This window comes from Actinomadura sp. NPDC047616 (genome assembly GCF_040642915.1).
GTDB classification, from domain to species: Bacteria; Actinomycetota; Actinomycetes; order Streptosporangiales; family Streptosporangiaceae; genus Spirillospora; species Spirillospora miaoliensis.
The window spans coordinates 36,609-50,936 of sequence record NZ_JBEYTB010000026.1; the positions used below are offsets into that span (position 1 = coordinate 36,609).

15 protein-coding genes are annotated in these 14,328 nt (G+C 73.7%); 7 read left to right on the forward strand and 8 right to left on the reverse strand.

Features of this window, described 5'->3' with window-relative positions:
• Positions 1–4: 4 nt before the first annotated feature.
• The 3 genes from ABZ801_RS39275 to ABZ801_RS39285 are packed head-to-tail and all read left to right on the forward strand — an operon-like array spanning position 5 to position 3,056.
• On the forward strand, positions 5–919 hold the full coding sequence (locus ABZ801_RS39275; protein WP_360708443.1) for an ATP-binding cassette domain-containing protein: 915 nt from the start codon (positions 5–7) through the stop codon (positions 917–919).
• Positions 916–2,265 carry a hypothetical protein gene (locus ABZ801_RS39280; RefSeq protein ID WP_360708446.1) on the forward strand — a complete coding sequence of 450 codons (1,350 nt, stop codon included), beginning with the start codon at positions 916–918 and terminating at the stop codon, positions 2,263–2,265. The genes ABZ801_RS39275 and ABZ801_RS39280 overlap by 4 nt, the downstream gene beginning before the upstream one ends.
• The gene (locus ABZ801_RS39285; protein WP_360708447.1) at positions 2,262–3,056 is read left to right on the forward strand and encodes an ABC transporter permease; all 795 of its coding nucleotides are present in this window, start codon (positions 2,262–2,264) and stop codon (positions 3,054–3,056) included. Before ABZ801_RS39280 ends, ABZ801_RS39285 begins: the two co-directional genes overlap by 4 nt.
• Here ABZ801_RS39285 and ABZ801_RS39290 read toward each other — a convergent pair.
• Entirely contained in the window at positions 2,993–4,195 is a 1,203-nt protein-coding gene (locus tag ABZ801_RS39290) for a Cmx/CmrA family chloramphenicol efflux MFS transporter (protein ID WP_360708450.1), read from the reverse strand. The two genes, ABZ801_RS39285 and ABZ801_RS39290, sit on opposite strands and share 64 nt — an antisense overlap.
• Positions 4,196–4,682: 487 nt before the next feature.
• Positions 4,683–5,105, reverse strand: a complete 423-nt coding sequence (locus ABZ801_RS39295) for a cold shock domain-containing protein (protein WP_344948927.1) — start codon at positions 5,103–5,105, stop codon at positions 4,683–4,685.
• Between the two features lie 245 nt (positions 5,106–5,350).
• On the opposite strand from ABZ801_RS39295, the gene ABZ801_RS39300 reads away from it, so the two are divergent.
• On the forward strand, positions 5,351–6,715 hold the full coding sequence (locus ABZ801_RS39300; RefSeq protein ID WP_360708452.1) for an MFS transporter: 1,365 nt from the start codon (positions 5,351–5,353) through the stop codon (positions 6,713–6,715).
• Between the two features lie 40 nt (positions 6,716–6,755).
• On the opposite strand, the gene ABZ801_RS39305 is transcribed toward ABZ801_RS39300, so the two are convergent.
• Together ABZ801_RS39305 and ABZ801_RS39310 are read right to left on the reverse strand one after the other, a co-directional pair.
• Positions 6,756–6,944: a hypothetical protein gene (locus ABZ801_RS39305; protein ID WP_344948923.1), complete on the reverse strand. Its 189-nt coding sequence runs from the start codon at positions 6,942–6,944 to the stop codon at positions 6,756–6,758.
• 10 nt (positions 6,945–6,954) lie between these two features.
• Positions 6,955–7,137: a hypothetical protein gene (locus ABZ801_RS39310; protein WP_344948922.1), complete on the reverse strand. Its 183-nt coding sequence runs from the start codon at positions 7,135–7,137 to the stop codon at positions 6,955–6,957.
• 87 nt (positions 7,138–7,224) lie between these two features.
• Here ABZ801_RS39310 and ABZ801_RS39315 point away from each other — a divergent pair, with 87 nt between their 5' ends.
• Positions 7,225–7,683 carry a MarR family transcriptional regulator gene (locus ABZ801_RS39315; protein WP_360708457.1) on the forward strand — a complete coding sequence of 153 codons (459 nt, stop codon included), beginning with the start codon at positions 7,225–7,227 and terminating at the stop codon, positions 7,681–7,683.
• Positions 7,684–7,737: 54 nt separating this feature from the next.
• Here ABZ801_RS39315 and ABZ801_RS39320 read toward each other — a convergent pair whose 3' ends face one another.
• Both ABZ801_RS39320 and ABZ801_RS39325 read right to left on the reverse strand, forming a co-directional pair.
• Positions 7,738–8,598 carry a DMT family transporter gene (locus tag ABZ801_RS39320; protein WP_360708460.1) on the reverse strand — a complete coding sequence of 287 codons (861 nt, stop codon included), beginning with the start codon at positions 8,596–8,598 and terminating at the stop codon, positions 7,738–7,740.
• Positions 8,599–8,758: 160 nt separating this feature from the next.
• Entirely contained in the window at positions 8,759–9,265 is a 507-nt protein-coding gene (locus ABZ801_RS39325; RefSeq protein ID WP_360708463.1) for a luciferase family protein, read from the reverse strand.
• A 261-nt stretch (positions 9,266–9,526) separates the two neighbouring features.
• Between ABZ801_RS39325 and ABZ801_RS39330 the strand changes: the two genes are divergently transcribed.
• Positions 9,527–11,389 (forward strand): substrate-binding domain-containing protein, encoded by a 1,863-nt coding sequence (locus ABZ801_RS39330; protein WP_360708465.1) that lies wholly within the window; start codon positions 9,527–9,529, stop codon positions 11,387–11,389.
• 455 nt (positions 11,390–11,844) lie between these two features.
• The gene (locus tag ABZ801_RS39335) at positions 11,845–12,840 is read left to right on the forward strand and encodes a small ribosomal subunit Rsm22 family protein (protein ID WP_360708467.1); all 996 of its coding nucleotides are present in this window, start codon (positions 11,845–11,847) and stop codon (positions 12,838–12,840) included.
• Positions 12,841–12,862: 22 nt separating this feature from the next.
• Here the strand turns inward: ABZ801_RS39335 and ABZ801_RS39340 are convergent, their stop codons facing one another.
• Both ABZ801_RS39340 and ABZ801_RS39345 read right to left on the reverse strand, forming a co-directional pair.
• Entirely contained in the window at positions 12,863–13,048 is a 186-nt protein-coding gene (locus ABZ801_RS39340) for a hypothetical protein (RefSeq protein ID WP_344948904.1), read from the reverse strand.
• Between the two features lie 218 nt (positions 13,049–13,266).
• Positions 13,267–14,049, reverse strand: coding sequence for a GPR1/FUN34/YaaH family transporter (locus ABZ801_RS39345; protein WP_360708470.1), 783 nt, complete (start codon positions 14,047–14,049; stop codon positions 13,267–13,269).
• Positions 14,050–14,328 lie beyond the last annotated feature (279 nt).

Sequence of the window (14,328 nt, forward strand, 5' to 3'; positions counted from 1 at the left end):
TGCCATGGAGACGACCATCGAAGTACGGGGCCTGCGCAAGAGTTACGGCTCCGCCGTCGCCGTCGACGACCTGACGTTCGGCGTCGCTCCCGGCCGCGTCACCGGCTTCGTCGGGCCCAACGGCGCCGGGAAGACCACCACGCTGCGGCTCATCCTCGGCCTGGACCGGCCCGACGCCGGGACCGCGCTGGTCGGCGGGCGTCCGTACCGGAGCCTGCGCGGCCCGATGCGGCACCTCGGCGCGATGCTGGACGCCTCCGCCGTCCATCCCGCGCGCAGGGCCCGCGACCATCTGCTGTGGATGGCGCACGCGGCGGGCCTGCCCGCGCGCCGGGTGGACGAGGTGCTCGACCAGGTCGGCCTGGCGTCGGTGGCGCGCAAGGCGGTGGGCGGCTTCTCGCTCGGCATGCGGCAGCGGCTGGGCATCGCCGGGGCGCTGCTCGGCGACCCGCCCATGCTGATCTTCGACGAGCCGGTGAACGGGCTGGATCCCGAAGGCGTGCGGTGGATCCGGGAGCTGCTGCGTTCCCTGGCCGCCGAGGGACGGGCCGTGCTGGTGTCCAGCCATCTGATGGGCGAGCTGGAGGACACCGCCGACCACCTCGTCGTCATCGGCCGGGGGCGGCTCGTCGCCGACACCCCCGTCGAGACGCTGCTGGCCGCCGCGTCCGACGACCGGGTCGTGGTCCGGACCGACCGGCGCCGCGACGCGATGACCGTGCTGTCGCGGGCCGGGGCGACGGTCGCCAGCGGCGGGCCCGGCCAGGTGACGGTCTCGGGGCTGCCCGCCGAACGGATCGTGGCGGTCCTCACCGGGGAAGGCGTCCCGTTCACCGGCCTCGCCGGGCACCGCGCCTCCCTGGAGGAGGCGTACATGGAGCTCACCCGCGACGTCGTCGACTACAGGGAGAACGCGTGAACGAGTTCGGCGGGCTGGTCCGCTCGGAGTGGACCAAGCTGCGGTCGGTGCCGCGCTGGCTGCTCACCCTCGGCGCGGCGGTCGCCCTGACCGTGCTGGTGGCGCTGCTGACGACGGCGGGCGCGAAGACCGCCTCGGGCGGCGGGCCGGGCGCCGTGAACGCCCCCAAGCCGCCCCGCGGCCACCAGGACGGCGGCGCCTTCGCCTACCGGGAGCTGACCGGGGACGGGAGCCTGGTGGCGCGCGTCGCCGCGCAGAAGAACACCGGGCCGTGGGCGAAGGCCGGGCTGATGATCCGCGCGAGCGAGGATCCGGGGGCCAGGTACGCGGCGGTGATGCTCACCCCCGCCCACGGGGTGCGGATGCAGGCCGACTTCGCCGACATGGCGGCCGGCACCGGGACCTGGCTGAAACTCGCCCGCACCGGGACGAGGGTCACCGGCTACGCGTCCGCCGACGGGACGAACTGGAAGGCGCTCGGCACCTACCGGCTCGGCGGGACCGCCCACCTCGGCCTGTTCGTCGCCTCCCCCGCGCAGATGTCCATGGTCCGGTGGTTCGGCGAGGAACGCGTGCATTCGGAGATGCCCGACGCCCAGGCGGTCTTCGACCGGGTCACCCCGGGTCCCGACGGCTGGCGGGTGCGCGGCGGCGGGCCACGGCACGCCCCGTTCACCTGGGCGGACGGCAAGGCCACACTGGTCGGCGTCGGGGACGTCGGCCCGGACCCGTACGCCGACGACATCACCAGGATGACGCTCACCGGGATCCTCGTGGGGCTGATCGGCGTCGTCGGCGTCGCGGTGCTGTTCGTCACCTCCGAGTACCGGCGCGGCATGGCGCTGACGACGTTCACCGTCACCCCGGACAGGCGTCGGGTGCTCGCCGCCAGAGCGCTCGTCCTGGGGGGCGCGGGGTTCCTGGTGGGGGCCGTGGCCGCCGCGCTGTCCCTGCTGCTCACCAGGCCGTTCGTCCGGGTGAGCCGCCGGGACGAGCTGTCGCTCGCCGATCCGGTCGTGCTGCGGGCGGTCCTCGGCACCGCGTTGCTGGTCGCGCTGGTCGCGGTGTTCAGCCTGGCCCTGGCGACCCTGTTCCGGAACACCGCGGCCGCCGTCGCGGTGGCGCTGGTGACGCTGCTCGTCCCGAGGATCGTCGCGACCGGCCTGCCGCTGGAGGCGGCGCGCTGGACGCAGCGGCTCACGCCCGCCGCCGGATTCGAGGCCCAGCAGACCTTCCACCGCTACGACACGGCGATGGGACCGTGGGCGGGGCTGGCCGTGCTGGCCCTGTACGCGGTCGTCTGCCTGGCCCTGGCGGCGCGGTTCCTGGCGAGGCGGGACGCGTGAGGCACGCCCTGCACGCCGAGTGGACCAAGCTCCGCACGCTGCGCAGCACCGGCCTGCTGCTGGTGGGCATGGTCGCGCTCACCGTCGTGGTGAGCGCGGCCGCCACCGGCGCGGCCGACACCGCCCGCTGCCCGACGCCGGAGCGGTGCTTCGAGGACACCCCCAAGCTGGCGCTCACCGGTGTCCGCCTGGGGCAGGTCCTCGCGGTGGTCCTCGCGGTGCTGGCGGTCAGCGCCGAGTACGGGACCGGAACGATCCTGCCGACGCTGACCGCCATGCCCCGGCGGTCCGCCGTCCTGGCCGCCAAGGCCGTGGTCGTGACGGCGACGGTGATGGCGTCCGGGCTGGTCACCGTGCTGCTGTGCCTGGTCGTCGGCCGCGTGCTGCTGCCCGGCGGCGGTTTCACCACGGCGCACGGCTACCCGCCGTTGTCGCCGGCGGACGGCCCGACGCTGCGCGCGTCCTGCGGCACCGTGCTGTATCTCGCGCTGGTCGCGCTGCTGGCGCTGGGCGTCGCGGCGGCCGTCCGGGAGACCGCCGCGGCCCTCACGACCGTCTTCGCGCTGCTGTACCTGTCCCCCACCTTCGCCGAGTTCGTCACCGACCCGCGGTGGCACGAACGCCTGGAGAAGTGGACGCCGATGAGCGCGGGCCTCAGCGTCCAGGCGACCGTCGCACCCGACCGGCAGCCGATCGGCCCGTGGGCGGGGCTGGGCGTGCTCGCCGCCTACTCCGCCGCGGCACTGCTGCTCGGCGCCCTCGTCCTCGTCCGCGGGCGCGTCCGCGCCTGAGCCGCGGCGCCGGTGAGCAGGGCGACGGCCACCAGGAGTGCGCTGATCCACAGCGGCGAGCGGTAGCCCAGGCCCCCGTCCAGCGCGACGGCGCCCAGCGAGGGGCCGACCATGGCGCCCACGTTCAGGGCCGCCGTGGAGAACCCGCCGGCCAGGGTCGGGGCGTCGGTCGCCGCGTACAGGGCCTGCGAGATCAACGTCGATCCGACGCCGAAGGACAGCGTCCCCTGGACGAACACGAGCAGCAGCGTCGCCGCCGGGCTGCCCGCCGACAGCGCGAACACGACCCAGCCGGCGAGCAGGGCGACGCTGCCGTATCCCAGCAGCCGCAGCGGACGGGTGTCGGCCATCCGGCCGCCGGCGGTGACGCCGGCGAACGAGCCCAGGCCGAACAGCGCCAGTACGAGCGGCACCCACGTCTGCGCGAAGCCGGTGACGTTGGTGACCAGCGGCGCCAGGTAGGTGAAGCTGCAGAACGTGGCCCCGTTGACCAGGGCGCCCAGCAGCAGGATCACCAGCAGCCGCGGGCTTTGCAGCGCGCGCAGTTCGCTGCGTGCGCTCGGGGCCGCCGCGTCCGGGGCGCCGGCCGGTACCGACCGGACGATCGCGTAGACGGCCGGGACCGACAGCACGACCACCGCCCAGAACGCGGCGCGCCATCCCCACAGCTGACCGAGCACGGCGCCGCCGGGCACCCCCGCGACGCAGGCGAGGGTGACGCCGGCGAGCAGGGTGGCGGTGGCGCGGCCCTTGGCGTTCGGCGCGACCATGCCCGCCGCGGTCGCCACCGCGACCGCCAGGAACCCGGCGTTCGCCAGCGCCCCGACGACGCGCGCGGCCAGCAGCACGGCGAAGCTGGTGGTGACCGCGCCGACGACGTGGACGGCCAGGAACACCAGGAGGAAGACCAGGAGCGCACGCCGTCTGGACCAGCGCATGCTCGCCGCGGCCATCAGCGGCGCCCCGACGATCATTCCCAGGGCGAACGCCGACGTCAGCGTCCCGGCCGTCCCGATGGAGACGCCCATGTCCCGGGCGATGTCCTCCACCAGCCCGGACAGCATGAATTCGGACGTGCCCTGGGCGAAGACCGCGAGCCCCAGGACATAAATTGCGAATGGCACAACGAACTCCGTCATCGCATCACGGAAAAGGAGACACGGCGCCGCGCGCGATTCCGGGGCGGAGTGGGATCGACGAAACGTCCGGCCCGGATCGCGCGGCTGCCGCGCGGAAGAACCCGCACGGGTCGCCGCAACGACGAGAGCGCGGGTGGGAGACAGTCCTTACGGTGATCCGATGGCGGAGATCGCAGGCCGCGGCGTCATGGGCCGCACGGCGCTATGCGACGGAATACCGGCGAGCCACCGGACGACCGGTGGCTAGCGTCTTGACGCCTCGGGACTGGACATGGGCGCCACCGTAGCAATGTCCGGCGCGTCGAGTCCACTCAGGGTCGCTCACGACCGCCGGAAACGGTCCTCGGCCGCCGCAATCGGCCCCTGGAATGGGACCCGCGGAATGGCCCCGCGGAATGGGCTCGCGAATTCGGCCCGCACGCGGACAGGAGAAAGCGGCCGGGCACCCGCAGTCGCCCGAAGGGCCCGGCCCCGCGTGGAAGGAAGCTCAGCCCTCCACCCAGCCGTGCTTGACCGCCAGCTCGGTCATGACACGGCGCACCTGCAGGATCTGCTGGCCGGTCAGCGTGGACGCGCCGGCCAGAAGCGCCTCGGTGATCTCCTGCGTGATCTCGGCGATGGACAGCACGTCGCACACGTCGTCGTCCGCGTCGTGCTCGCGGGACCCGCCGAACGGCATGGCCGGCACACGGACCGGCGCCGGACGTTCGACGGTCTGCACGGCGAACGCCTTCAGTCCCCGGTCGCCTTCGGTGACCTCGAAGGTCACCGCGGTGCCCGGGGTGAACAGGGCCTTGTCCTCGAGCAGCTCGTTGGCATGGACGAAGACGTCCTCGCCACCGCCGTCGGGCGCGATGAACCCGTAGCCGCGGGCGTCATCGAACCTGATGATCTTTCCAGACCTCGCCACTGAAACCTCCCACCAACAACACGTGGCCGCCGGGCGGTCGCTCACCGGCCGCCCACGCCGCCGCCGGCCGGCACCTCGTCCATCGGGACGCCCGCCCGCCTCCAGCATGTCACCAGGAAGCCGATGCCGTGGCCCGCAGGGGCGACGCGTCGCGATCGCGCGTGGAAGACCAGGGACGTGCTTGGACCGTCCGGCCGGGGGAAGCCCTGCCGGGAGATCGCCCGTCCCAGCCGAGGAGACAGCGCATGCCGGAACCCGACGCACCATCGGCGGCAAGGGTGCGCGGGGCCGTCGCCGCGCTGTGCCTCGTCCAGTTCGTCGACGTCATGGGCGTCACCGTCGTCCTGACGGTGCTGCCGCGCATGCTGGCCGACGTCGGCGCGGCGCCCTCCGGCGGCACGCTGGTGGCCACCGGCTACGCCATGTTCTTCGGCGGGCTGCTGATGTTCGGCGCGCGGCTGAGCGACCGCATCGGCTACCGCCGGTGCGTCCTCGGCAGCCTGGCGGTGTTCGCCGCGGGCTCGGTGTTCGCCGCGACGGCCGCCTCGTCGCTCGTGCTGGCGGCGGCCCGCTGCGTGCAGGGCGCCGGCGCCGCCACCGCCGTCCCGTCCGCCCTGCGCATGCTGACCTCGGTCACCCGCGACGGCCGGGCGCGGGCCCACGCGGTCGCCGCGTGGAGCGCCGCCGGGGCGGCGGCCGGCGCCTCCGGCTTCGTCGTCGGCGGGACGGTCGCGGAGACCGGCGGCTGGCGGCTCATCTTCTGGGGCCTGGCGGGCATGGCGGGCGTACTGGCCGTGGTGGTCGTCGCCCTCGTCCCGCCGGTCCCCCGCCCCGGCGACGCCAGGGCGTTGAACGTGACGGGCACCGTGCTGCTCACCGCCGGGGTCATGCTCGCGGTGGTGGGCGCCACGCTCCTGGGCGAACCACCGCACCGGCCGGCGGGCGCCCTCCTGCTGGCCGTGGCGGCGGGAGTCCTCGGCGTGTTCTCGGTCGCCGACTCCCGGTCGTCCGAACCGCTGCTGCCGGGCTCGCTGCTCGGACGTCCCCAGGTCCTGCGCGGCACCGTCGGAGCCTTCTTCAACACCGCCACCACCACCGGCGCGGCGACACTGATCACCCTGTACCTGCAGGGCGCGCTCGGCCGGACGCCGTTGCAGGCGGCGGCGGCGTTCCTCCCGTACTGCGCGCTGGTCATCGCGGGCTCGGCCGCGGCGGCACGGCTCCTGGCGCGCCGTCCCGGCGAGCGGGTCGCCGCGACGGGCCTCGGCCTGATCGGGGCCGGGCTCGCGGTGCCGCTCCTGGAACCGGCGTCGTCAACGCTGCTCACCGGGGGACTCTCGGTCGTCGGTCTCGGCCTGGGGCTGTCCTCGGTGGCGACGACGTCGCTGGCGACGGGCGTGCCGGAAGGGCCCCGTGCGACGGCGTCCGGGATCGTCAACACCAGCGCGCAGATCGGGGCCGCGGCCGGCACGGCGGCCCTGCTGCTGACCGCCGCCGCCACCACGGGCGTCCCCGGTGAGACCGAGGCCGCTCCCTCCGTCGCCTGGGCGGCCGCGGCGGCTCTGGCCGGAGCGGCCGCGGCGGCCTTCGCCCGGCTGCGCCCGCGCTGATCCGCCCGGGCGGGGCGGGCGGGCTCAGAACGGCCGGGGCTCAGAAGACGACCGCGAACAGGATGCCGCCGACGACGTGGGCGAGGACGGTCAGGATCAGTCCGGCGATGAGCACGTTCCTGGCCGTGGGGTGGTCGAACTGGGAGCCGGGCCGGGAGCGCTGGGCGGAGCGGTCCAGCGCCTGCTGCTCCAGCTGGTCGAGGGACGGCAGGAAGGACGGTCGTCGCATGAGGGCCTCCTCAGTGCGCCCAGACGGCGAGCAGGACGCCGCCGATGACGTGGGCGGCGATGGTCACGGCCGCCAGCAGGATCAGCAGGACCTTGGCGGCGGGCTGGTCGAACTGGCTGCGCCGGCCCGTGCGCGGCGGCAGCTCCGCCTGACGCCGGGCGATGCGCTCCTCCAGTGGTTCCCTGCGGAACACGCGTCCTCCATTGCCGCCCTAATAGTTGGTGCACCAATCATTGCCGTATAATCTTTATAACCCGAGCCGCCCGGCAACGGAGGACCCGTGGCAGGTGATCTGAGCAACATTCCCGACCCGCTCGCCCTGGAGAACCAGGTGTGCTTCGCCCTGGTGGTGGCCTCGCGCACCGTGCTGGCCCACTACCGGCCCATCCTGGAGCCGATGGGGCTGACGCACCCGCAGTACCTGGTGATGCTGGCGCTGTGGGAGCACGGCCGGCTGTCGGTCAAGGAGCTCAGCCGCCTGCTGCAGCTCGATCCGGGGACGCTGTCTCCCCTGTTGAAACGCCTGGAGAGCGCGGATCTCATCCGCCGCCAGCGCGACAGCAGGGACGAGCGGCTGCTGGCCGTCACCGTCACGCCCGCCGGGCAGGCCCTGCGGGAACGGGCGGAGAAGATCCCCGCCACCATCATGGAACGCCTCGGCATGAGCCTGGAGGAACTCCAGGACCTCAACCGCACGCTCAACCGCGTCATCGCCGCCGCGAGCCGCGAACCCGTCTGACCGCCCGCTGCCAGTCTCGGGCGGGACGGTCCGGCGTCAGGGGCCGGGCTGATTTCAGGCGGTCTCGGTCTCCGCCTGCATGCGGATGGGGCGGGACTGGCTGAGCCGCACGCTGCCGAACAGGATCAGCGCGAACCCGGCCACCTCGATGATCACCCACGGGCCCGACCGGACGCCCTCGCCGAACATCGTGACGCCGTACACCACGCTGGCCACCGGATCGGTGATCGTCAACGCCGGCTGGGCGGCGACCAGGGTGCCGCTCTGCAGGGCGTTCTGCAGCAGGTAGACGCTGCCGACCCCGGCCCCGACCATCGCGTACGGCTCCCACGACGTCAGCAGGACGACCATCCCCTGGTCGGCCAGGTTGGTGGTGGCCTTCATGAACGTCGCGGTGAAGGCGAACCCGGTTCCGGCGCTGGCGCCGAGCACGGCCGCCCGCAACGTGCCGGACAGCAGCCTGGACAGCGCGACCACCGCCACGATCGCCCCGACCGTCACGATCGCGGCCAGCACCCAGTCCAGCGTCCCCGGCATGTGACGTCCCGGCGTGGGCGACGCCGCCGCCAGGAACCCGGCCAGCCCGGCCGTCATCGCCGCCACCGCCACCCACGTGCGCCGGTCCAGGCGGATCCGCGACATCCGGGCCAGCAGGATCATGGTGAACGGCAGCTCCGCCACCAGCAGCGGCTGCACCAGGGCCAGGCCGCCGTTCGACAGTGCCAGCGCCTGCAGAAGGAACCCGGCGATGAGCGCCGCGATGCCCGCCAGCCACACCGGCCGGCGGATCAGGCTCCACAGCAGGGCGGGACGGAAGGCGAACTCCTCCGGGGCGCAACGCGCGGCGCGGCGCTGCAACACCGACGCCAGCGCGTTGCTCGCCGCCGCGAGCAACGCGCACACGACCGCGATCATCGAACCGCAGGTGACACGTCCCGACGCGGCCCCGGCAGGCCCCCCGCCGCATGCCCGATAGCCAAGTCGCCCATCCCCGTGCGCACGAAACGTCCACGGCCCGCAACGTCGCCGTGACCCCGAGGAGGGCTCTTCCCCGAAGCTCGGGGGTGTAAAGGCGTTAGCCCTGGTCAGGTTGCCGTCGCCCGGCATGCCGAGCTGTGCGCCCGGAAGAGGTCAGGAGGCCGAGCGCGAGCCGTTGAGGATGAGGGCCGGCCGTCGCGGCCTCTGCGCGCCGGGGGCCGGAGGTCGTGTGGGGGCAGCCCGGGGACGTGTGGCGGAGCGGGCGGACGACGGGGTCGTTGGCCTGGATGGCCAGGCTGACGAGGGACTCCAGGAGGAACAGGTCGCCGTCGGTGTCGAGGTGCACCTGGACCCAGCCGCCGTCCGGGGACAGGTCGACGCGGCCGGAGGTGGTGAGGGTCGCGGTGAGACGGCGGACGACCCGCTGGGTGAGGAATACTTCCGCCAGGTCCCCGTGGTGGAAGTGGACGATCTGCAGGCCCGGCAGGGCCAGCGCGCGGCCGGGCGGGCAGTCGGCGCGGCATGCCTTCAGCGGCCAGTTCCGGAATCGGGCGATCGCCAGGTCGGCGTACGAAACGGAGCGGTGGCTGCGTCCTCGGCTCATGACCTCAGCGTGGCGGACCACCCGGCCGGATGATCGATTCGCCCATGTCCTGGTGGATTCCGGGGGTTCCTGGTCGCTTCCAGGAATTCCGCCGCGCCTCCCGGAAACGTCCTGGACGGGGCCGGCGATCGTACGGAGGGGGACGAGAACACGAACTTCCGGACAACTCGCTGATCTCGCTCCGGCCCGAACCGCATCATGGAGGGCCGCCCCGTGGGGGGCGCCTGTGCGGGGCGATGCGGGAGATGGACGGAGCGGGCGGTGGACTCCTATCTCGACCGGAAGGCGGACTTCACCCGTGATCTGGTCGTCCGTCTGGACGGAACCGACCCCGCCGCGCTGGCGCGGCGCACGGGGCTGCTGGAGGTGACGGTCCGGGCGGTGCTGGCCGGGGACGGCGAGCTGATGTCGTGGGAGGTCGTCAGCGCGTGCCTGGCCGCGGCGGGCGTCGAAGGCGGCGACGTGGCGGCGGTGCGCGACCGGTGGGCGGCGGCCGAGCAGGCCCTGTGGGAGGAGCGGGGCGACGACCTCCGCGCCGCGTTCGAGCGCAACCGGAACGGCAAACCCGCCAAGCTCGTCGAGAGCCACCGGCCGAGGATCCCGTGGCGGCGGCTGACCTCGCGGCATCCCGTGACGTTCGAACCGTGGACCCTGCCGACGTTCGGCACCGCCCGCGGCCTGCCCGATCCGGCGACGGCCGGCGACATCCGCGAGTTCTACCGGCTGCTGGCGCAGTTGCGGGAGTGGGCGGGCTCGCCCCGGCAGTCGGAGATCGAGAAACGCTCGTGGGGCACGCTGCCCGACGCCACGATCAGCGCGATGCTGCAGAAGGACCGCTGGCGCACCACCAGTGACCGGGAACGTGTCCGGGTCGGCTACTTCGCGATGGCGTGCGGGCTGCCCGAGGCGGAGGTCGCGCGCTGGGTCGAGGCCTACGAGCGGCTCCGGCACGTCGCACCGCCGGACGACCTGGCCCGCGCCCGCGCCGAGGCGGCCGAGCTGCGGCGCCGGCTCACCGCCGCCGAGGCCGAGGCGCAGGACCTGCGCGCCCGCCTGGCGGCGGCCGAGAGCCGGCGCGATCCCCCACCTCCCCCGCTTCCCCCGCCGGCCGCGGACACGCGGCGCGACCGGAGGTGGTGGGATCCCCGCGAGCGGCGGTCGCTGTCGGCGGCCGTCGCCGCGCTGCTGTTCGCGGGCGGCGTCGGGGCGGGCCGGGCGATGGGCGCGGGCGGCGGCACGGCGGATCGTTCCATCTGCTTCAGCGGCACGCTGCACCTGGTCGGGTCCACCGCCTTCGAGCAGACGGCCGACGCGATCCGCCGGGGCTACGAGGCCCTGTGCGAGGACGCGAACATCGAGGTGGAGTCCATCGGCTCCAACGAGGGGGTGCGCGCGCTGACCCCCGCGAACGCGGCCTCGACGATCGCCATGCACGACGGGCACCTCAAACCCGGCTCCGACGAGATCCGGATGCGGGGGTTCCGCGGCTTCCCCGTCGCGCTGGTCGCCTTCGCCGTCGTCGTCCACAAGGACACGAACGTGACCGGCCTGTCGGTGCAGGACCTGCGGTCCATCTACACCCGCGACGGCGGCCCGGCCGGCTGGAAGCGGTTCCGGGGCGGCGCCGACGTGCCGATCCGGATGGTCAGCAGGACCGAGGGCTCGGGCACCCGGACGATCTTCGAGGAGCAGGTGCTCCGGGAACCGGAGCCGGAGCTGTCGTCCAGGGACTGCCGGCGCAAGGACGAGATCCGCGCCGCCGCCCGTGTGATCCGCTGCGAGCGCAGCAGCCAGGGCCAGGTGCTCGACACCGTCAACCAGCTCCCCGGCGCGATCGGCTACGCCGAGCTGCACGTCGCCGCGAACACCCGCCGCTACCCGAACGTGCGGATCCTCGCCCTGGATGGCCGGAAGGCCGACGCCGCCTCCGCCGCGGCGAACCGCTACCCGTTCGTCGCGCCCGAGGTCTTCTACACCCATGGGCCGCCCCCGAACAACAGCCCCGCCTCGGCGTTCCTCACGTTCCTCGCGAGCGACTCGGCGCGGAAGATCCTCCAGCAGGCGGGCGCCACCCCCTGCGTCTCGCGGGACGCGCTCGTCTCCGCGCCGTGCCAGGCCACCTGAGCGCGGCACCGCCGAGAGCCCGCTCTTTCACGGTTCTTTCACGGCGGCGCGCCGACGCGGCGGCGCCGGTCGTCACCAGGACGGGGGCCTCCGGCGCCGACCGGAGCCGGAGACGCGGGGGTTGACGCCGCCCGCAGGCCGGGGTACAAGGGCGACAGAGCTTGGAAAGCGCTTTCCCGCTTGGTGGCACATCGCGGTCACCGGCGTCCGCGGCGCGGGCGCCGGTGCCGCTCCCACTGGAGGTTCACCGTGCACAGACCAAGCGTCAGTCCACCGACAAGCGCCCGTCCCCCGCGCAGGCCGCTCACCGCGCTCGCCGCGGCGGCCGGCGCCGGGTGACCGTCCGGGATTCGCCGTGACGATCCGGCCCTCCGCCCCGGAGGGCCGGATTTCCGGTGGAACGCGGCTCTGGAGCGGTTCGACAACGCCGCCGGGCGACTGGCATCATCACGCGCATGGCCGAGCTGCCCGGCGACCTCAGCGCCGCCCTGGACGAGGCTCTGAGCAGGGCCGACTCGGGAACTCTGAGCAGGTCGGTCCAGAAACTCATGCACCAGTACCGCGACGGGTTCGACCCCGCCGAGCGGATGGTGCTCGGCTCCGCGACCGACGTGGCCGCGTACGCCGCCTACCGGATGCCCGCCACCTACGCCGCGGTGGTCGCCGCGCTGGAGCGCAGCGCGGAGCTGATGCCCGGTTTCTCCCCCCGGACGCACGTGGACGTCGGCGCGGGCACCGGGGCGGCGGTCTGGGCCGCGGCCGAGGTGTGGCCGTCCATCGAGGAGACCACCGTGCTGGAGCAGGCGCCCGAGGCGATCGCCTTCGGCCGGCGGCTGGCCGAGCGGTCGGACTCCCCTGCGGTGCGGGACGCACGCTGGCGGCGGACGGTGATCGCCGGGCCGGTGCGCAAGCCCGCCGCCGACCTGGTCACCATGACGTACGTGCTGGGCGAGCTCCCGCCGGGTGTGCGCGCGGACGCGGTGCGCTCGCTGGCGGCCGACAGCGAGATGGTCGTCCTGGTCGAGCCGGGCACCCCCGCGGGGTACGAACGGGTCATCGAGGCCCGCGACCTGCTCGTCGAACTGGGCCTGTCGGTGGTGGCGCCGTGCCCGCACGACCGCGCCTGCCCCATCCCCCGGGGCGAGGACTGGTGCCATTTCGCCGAGCGCCTGAACAGGACGGCCCTGCACCGCAGGATCAAGGTCGGCACCCTGGGGTTCGAGGACGAGAAGTTCTCCTACGTCGCGGCGGCGAGGGGCGACCGGTCACGGGCCGCCGGCCGGGTCGTGCGGCGCCCCGTCCAACGCAAGGGCATGGTGTCCCTGCGGCTGTGCACGGAGGCGGACGGGCTGCTGGAGGCCACGGTCTCCAAGCGTCAGGGCGAGGTCTACCGGGCCGCCCGCAAGACCGACTGGGGAGATCCCTGGCCTCCGGCGCAGGGGCCGAACTGACCGGCCCCCAGGATCGCCGCTGTCAGAGGACGTGCTCGGCGCGCACGTGCCGCACCAGCGTGGTCATTCTCAGCACGGGCAGCTCGCAGACGTGGCAGACCCACACCCCGCTCGGGGCCGAGACGCCGTGCGCCGCGGCGTCGTCGCGGGCGCAGGCGAGATGGTAGGCGCGGACCATCCGCCGCCAGTACCGTGCCGCGATTGACATCGCTCCTCCATCAGATGCCGTGCTCGGGACAAAACCCAAGGGTATGGCACGAATAGAGGAGCGTTTGACCCCGGCTTGGCGTTCGGCCGCCCGCGGGGCCGGCGGGCGGGGGTCACGTCAGGACCGGCCGGCGGGAGCCTCGTCCCGGGGCCCGACCGGCGCCCGCGGCGCCGAGGGTCGGCCGGTGGCGAGGGCCCCCGCTTCGTCCGACGGCCGGATCACTGCCCGATCCTGACTCCCGGCTGGCCGTACGGGTACTCCAGCGGCCGGTGGGCCCGGCGGCCGGGGATGTTGGCCGCGGCGCGGTACTTGCCCAGCGGGAGGATCGTCCTGCCGAAGGTGTCCTCCATCAGCATGGCGGCCGCCGCGTACAGGGCGATGACGGAGGAGATCACGAACAGCCATCCGCCGATGCGGACCGGCCACACGGCCCCGGACCAGAAGCCGGCCGCGGTGAACCCGGCGCCCACCGACAGCACGATCAGCAGCGCCGCCATTCCCATGTTCCGGCCGAGCGCCGCGAGCGCGGTCAACCCGGTGATCACGCAGAGGGCCACGAACCAGAACCCGAAGCTGGGATTGGACACGCCGACCACCGGCGTCAGCACCACCGGGAACGCGCCTACGCCGGTGAGCAGGTACAGCAGGCCGAACGCCAGCCAGAACGAGCCCCACGTGCCGTGCACGGCGGTGGCGAGGCCGTCGCGCGCCCGGTAGGACCACATTCCGGCGAGGAACTGCGCGAGCCCGCTGAACATGAACACGAACGGGGACAGCAGCACGGGCGACACGCCGGTGCCGTACCAGCCCGCCATCCAGGCCCCCACCATCATGAGCGCGGTGGCGAGGCCGAACAACCCCAGGATGGAGGGGGCCGCCACCGGCTGCAGGAAGATGCGGGTGCGGTCCTCCCAGACGGCGTGCTCTTCGGGGAACTCCTCCGGCCCCCGACGTTCGCCGACCGGCACGCCCCGTCGACCGGGCTCTCTCTCATGTGTCATGGCCCCTCCTCGAATCGGAGATGCAGGGCATTTTCGGTCTATCCGAAGAAGGCCCCCATAAACCTGTCGCACACCACCCGTCGGCCTCTCACCCGCGACCGTCACCCGGACTCCGCCACCCCCCAGCAGAGGCCGCTGACCTGCATGGAGGGCTACGGGCAGGCACGACAGGCCAACCATGACAAACGTCCCCGGACGCAAATTATTGGCAAAGCAAAAGCACCTTGAGAGCCGTTTATCAGGCTCCGTCCAGGATTGGTGTCATCGCCGCACCCGCTC

Coding starts and splice junctions, on each gene's coding strand:
- ABZ801_RS39275 (WP_360708443.1), top strand. CDS start 5: ATGGAGACGACCATCGAAGTACGGGGCCTGCGCAAGAGTTACGGCTCC.
- ABZ801_RS39290 (WP_360708450.1), bottom strand. CDS start 4,195: ATGACGGAGTTCGTTGTGCCATTCGCAATTTATGTCCTGGGGCTCGCG.
- ABZ801_RS39300 (WP_360708452.1), top strand. CDS start 5,351: ATGCCGGAACCCGACGCACCATCGGCGGCAAGGGTGCGCGGGGCCGTC.
- ABZ801_RS39305 (WP_344948923.1), bottom strand. CDS start 6,944: ATGCGACGACCGTCCTTCCTGCCGTCCCTCGACCAGCTGGAGCAGCAG.
- ABZ801_RS39320 (WP_360708460.1), bottom strand. CDS start 8,598: ATGATCGCGGTCGTGTGCGCGTTGCTCGCGGCGGCGAGCAACGCGCTG.
- ABZ801_RS39325 (WP_360708463.1), bottom strand. CDS start 9,265: ATGAGCCGAGGACGCAGCCACCGCTCCGTTTCGTACGCCGACCTGGCG.
- ABZ801_RS39335 (WP_360708467.1), top strand. CDS start 11,845: ATGGCCGAGCTGCCCGGCGACCTCAGCGCCGCCCTGGACGAGGCTCTG.
- ABZ801_RS39340 (WP_344948904.1), bottom strand. CDS start 13,048: ATGTCAATCGCGGCACGGTACTGGCGGCGGATGGTCCGCGCCTACCAT.
- ABZ801_RS39345 (WP_360708470.1), bottom strand. CDS start 14,049: ATGACACATGAGAGAGAGCCCGGTCGACGGGGCGTGCCGGTCGGCGAA.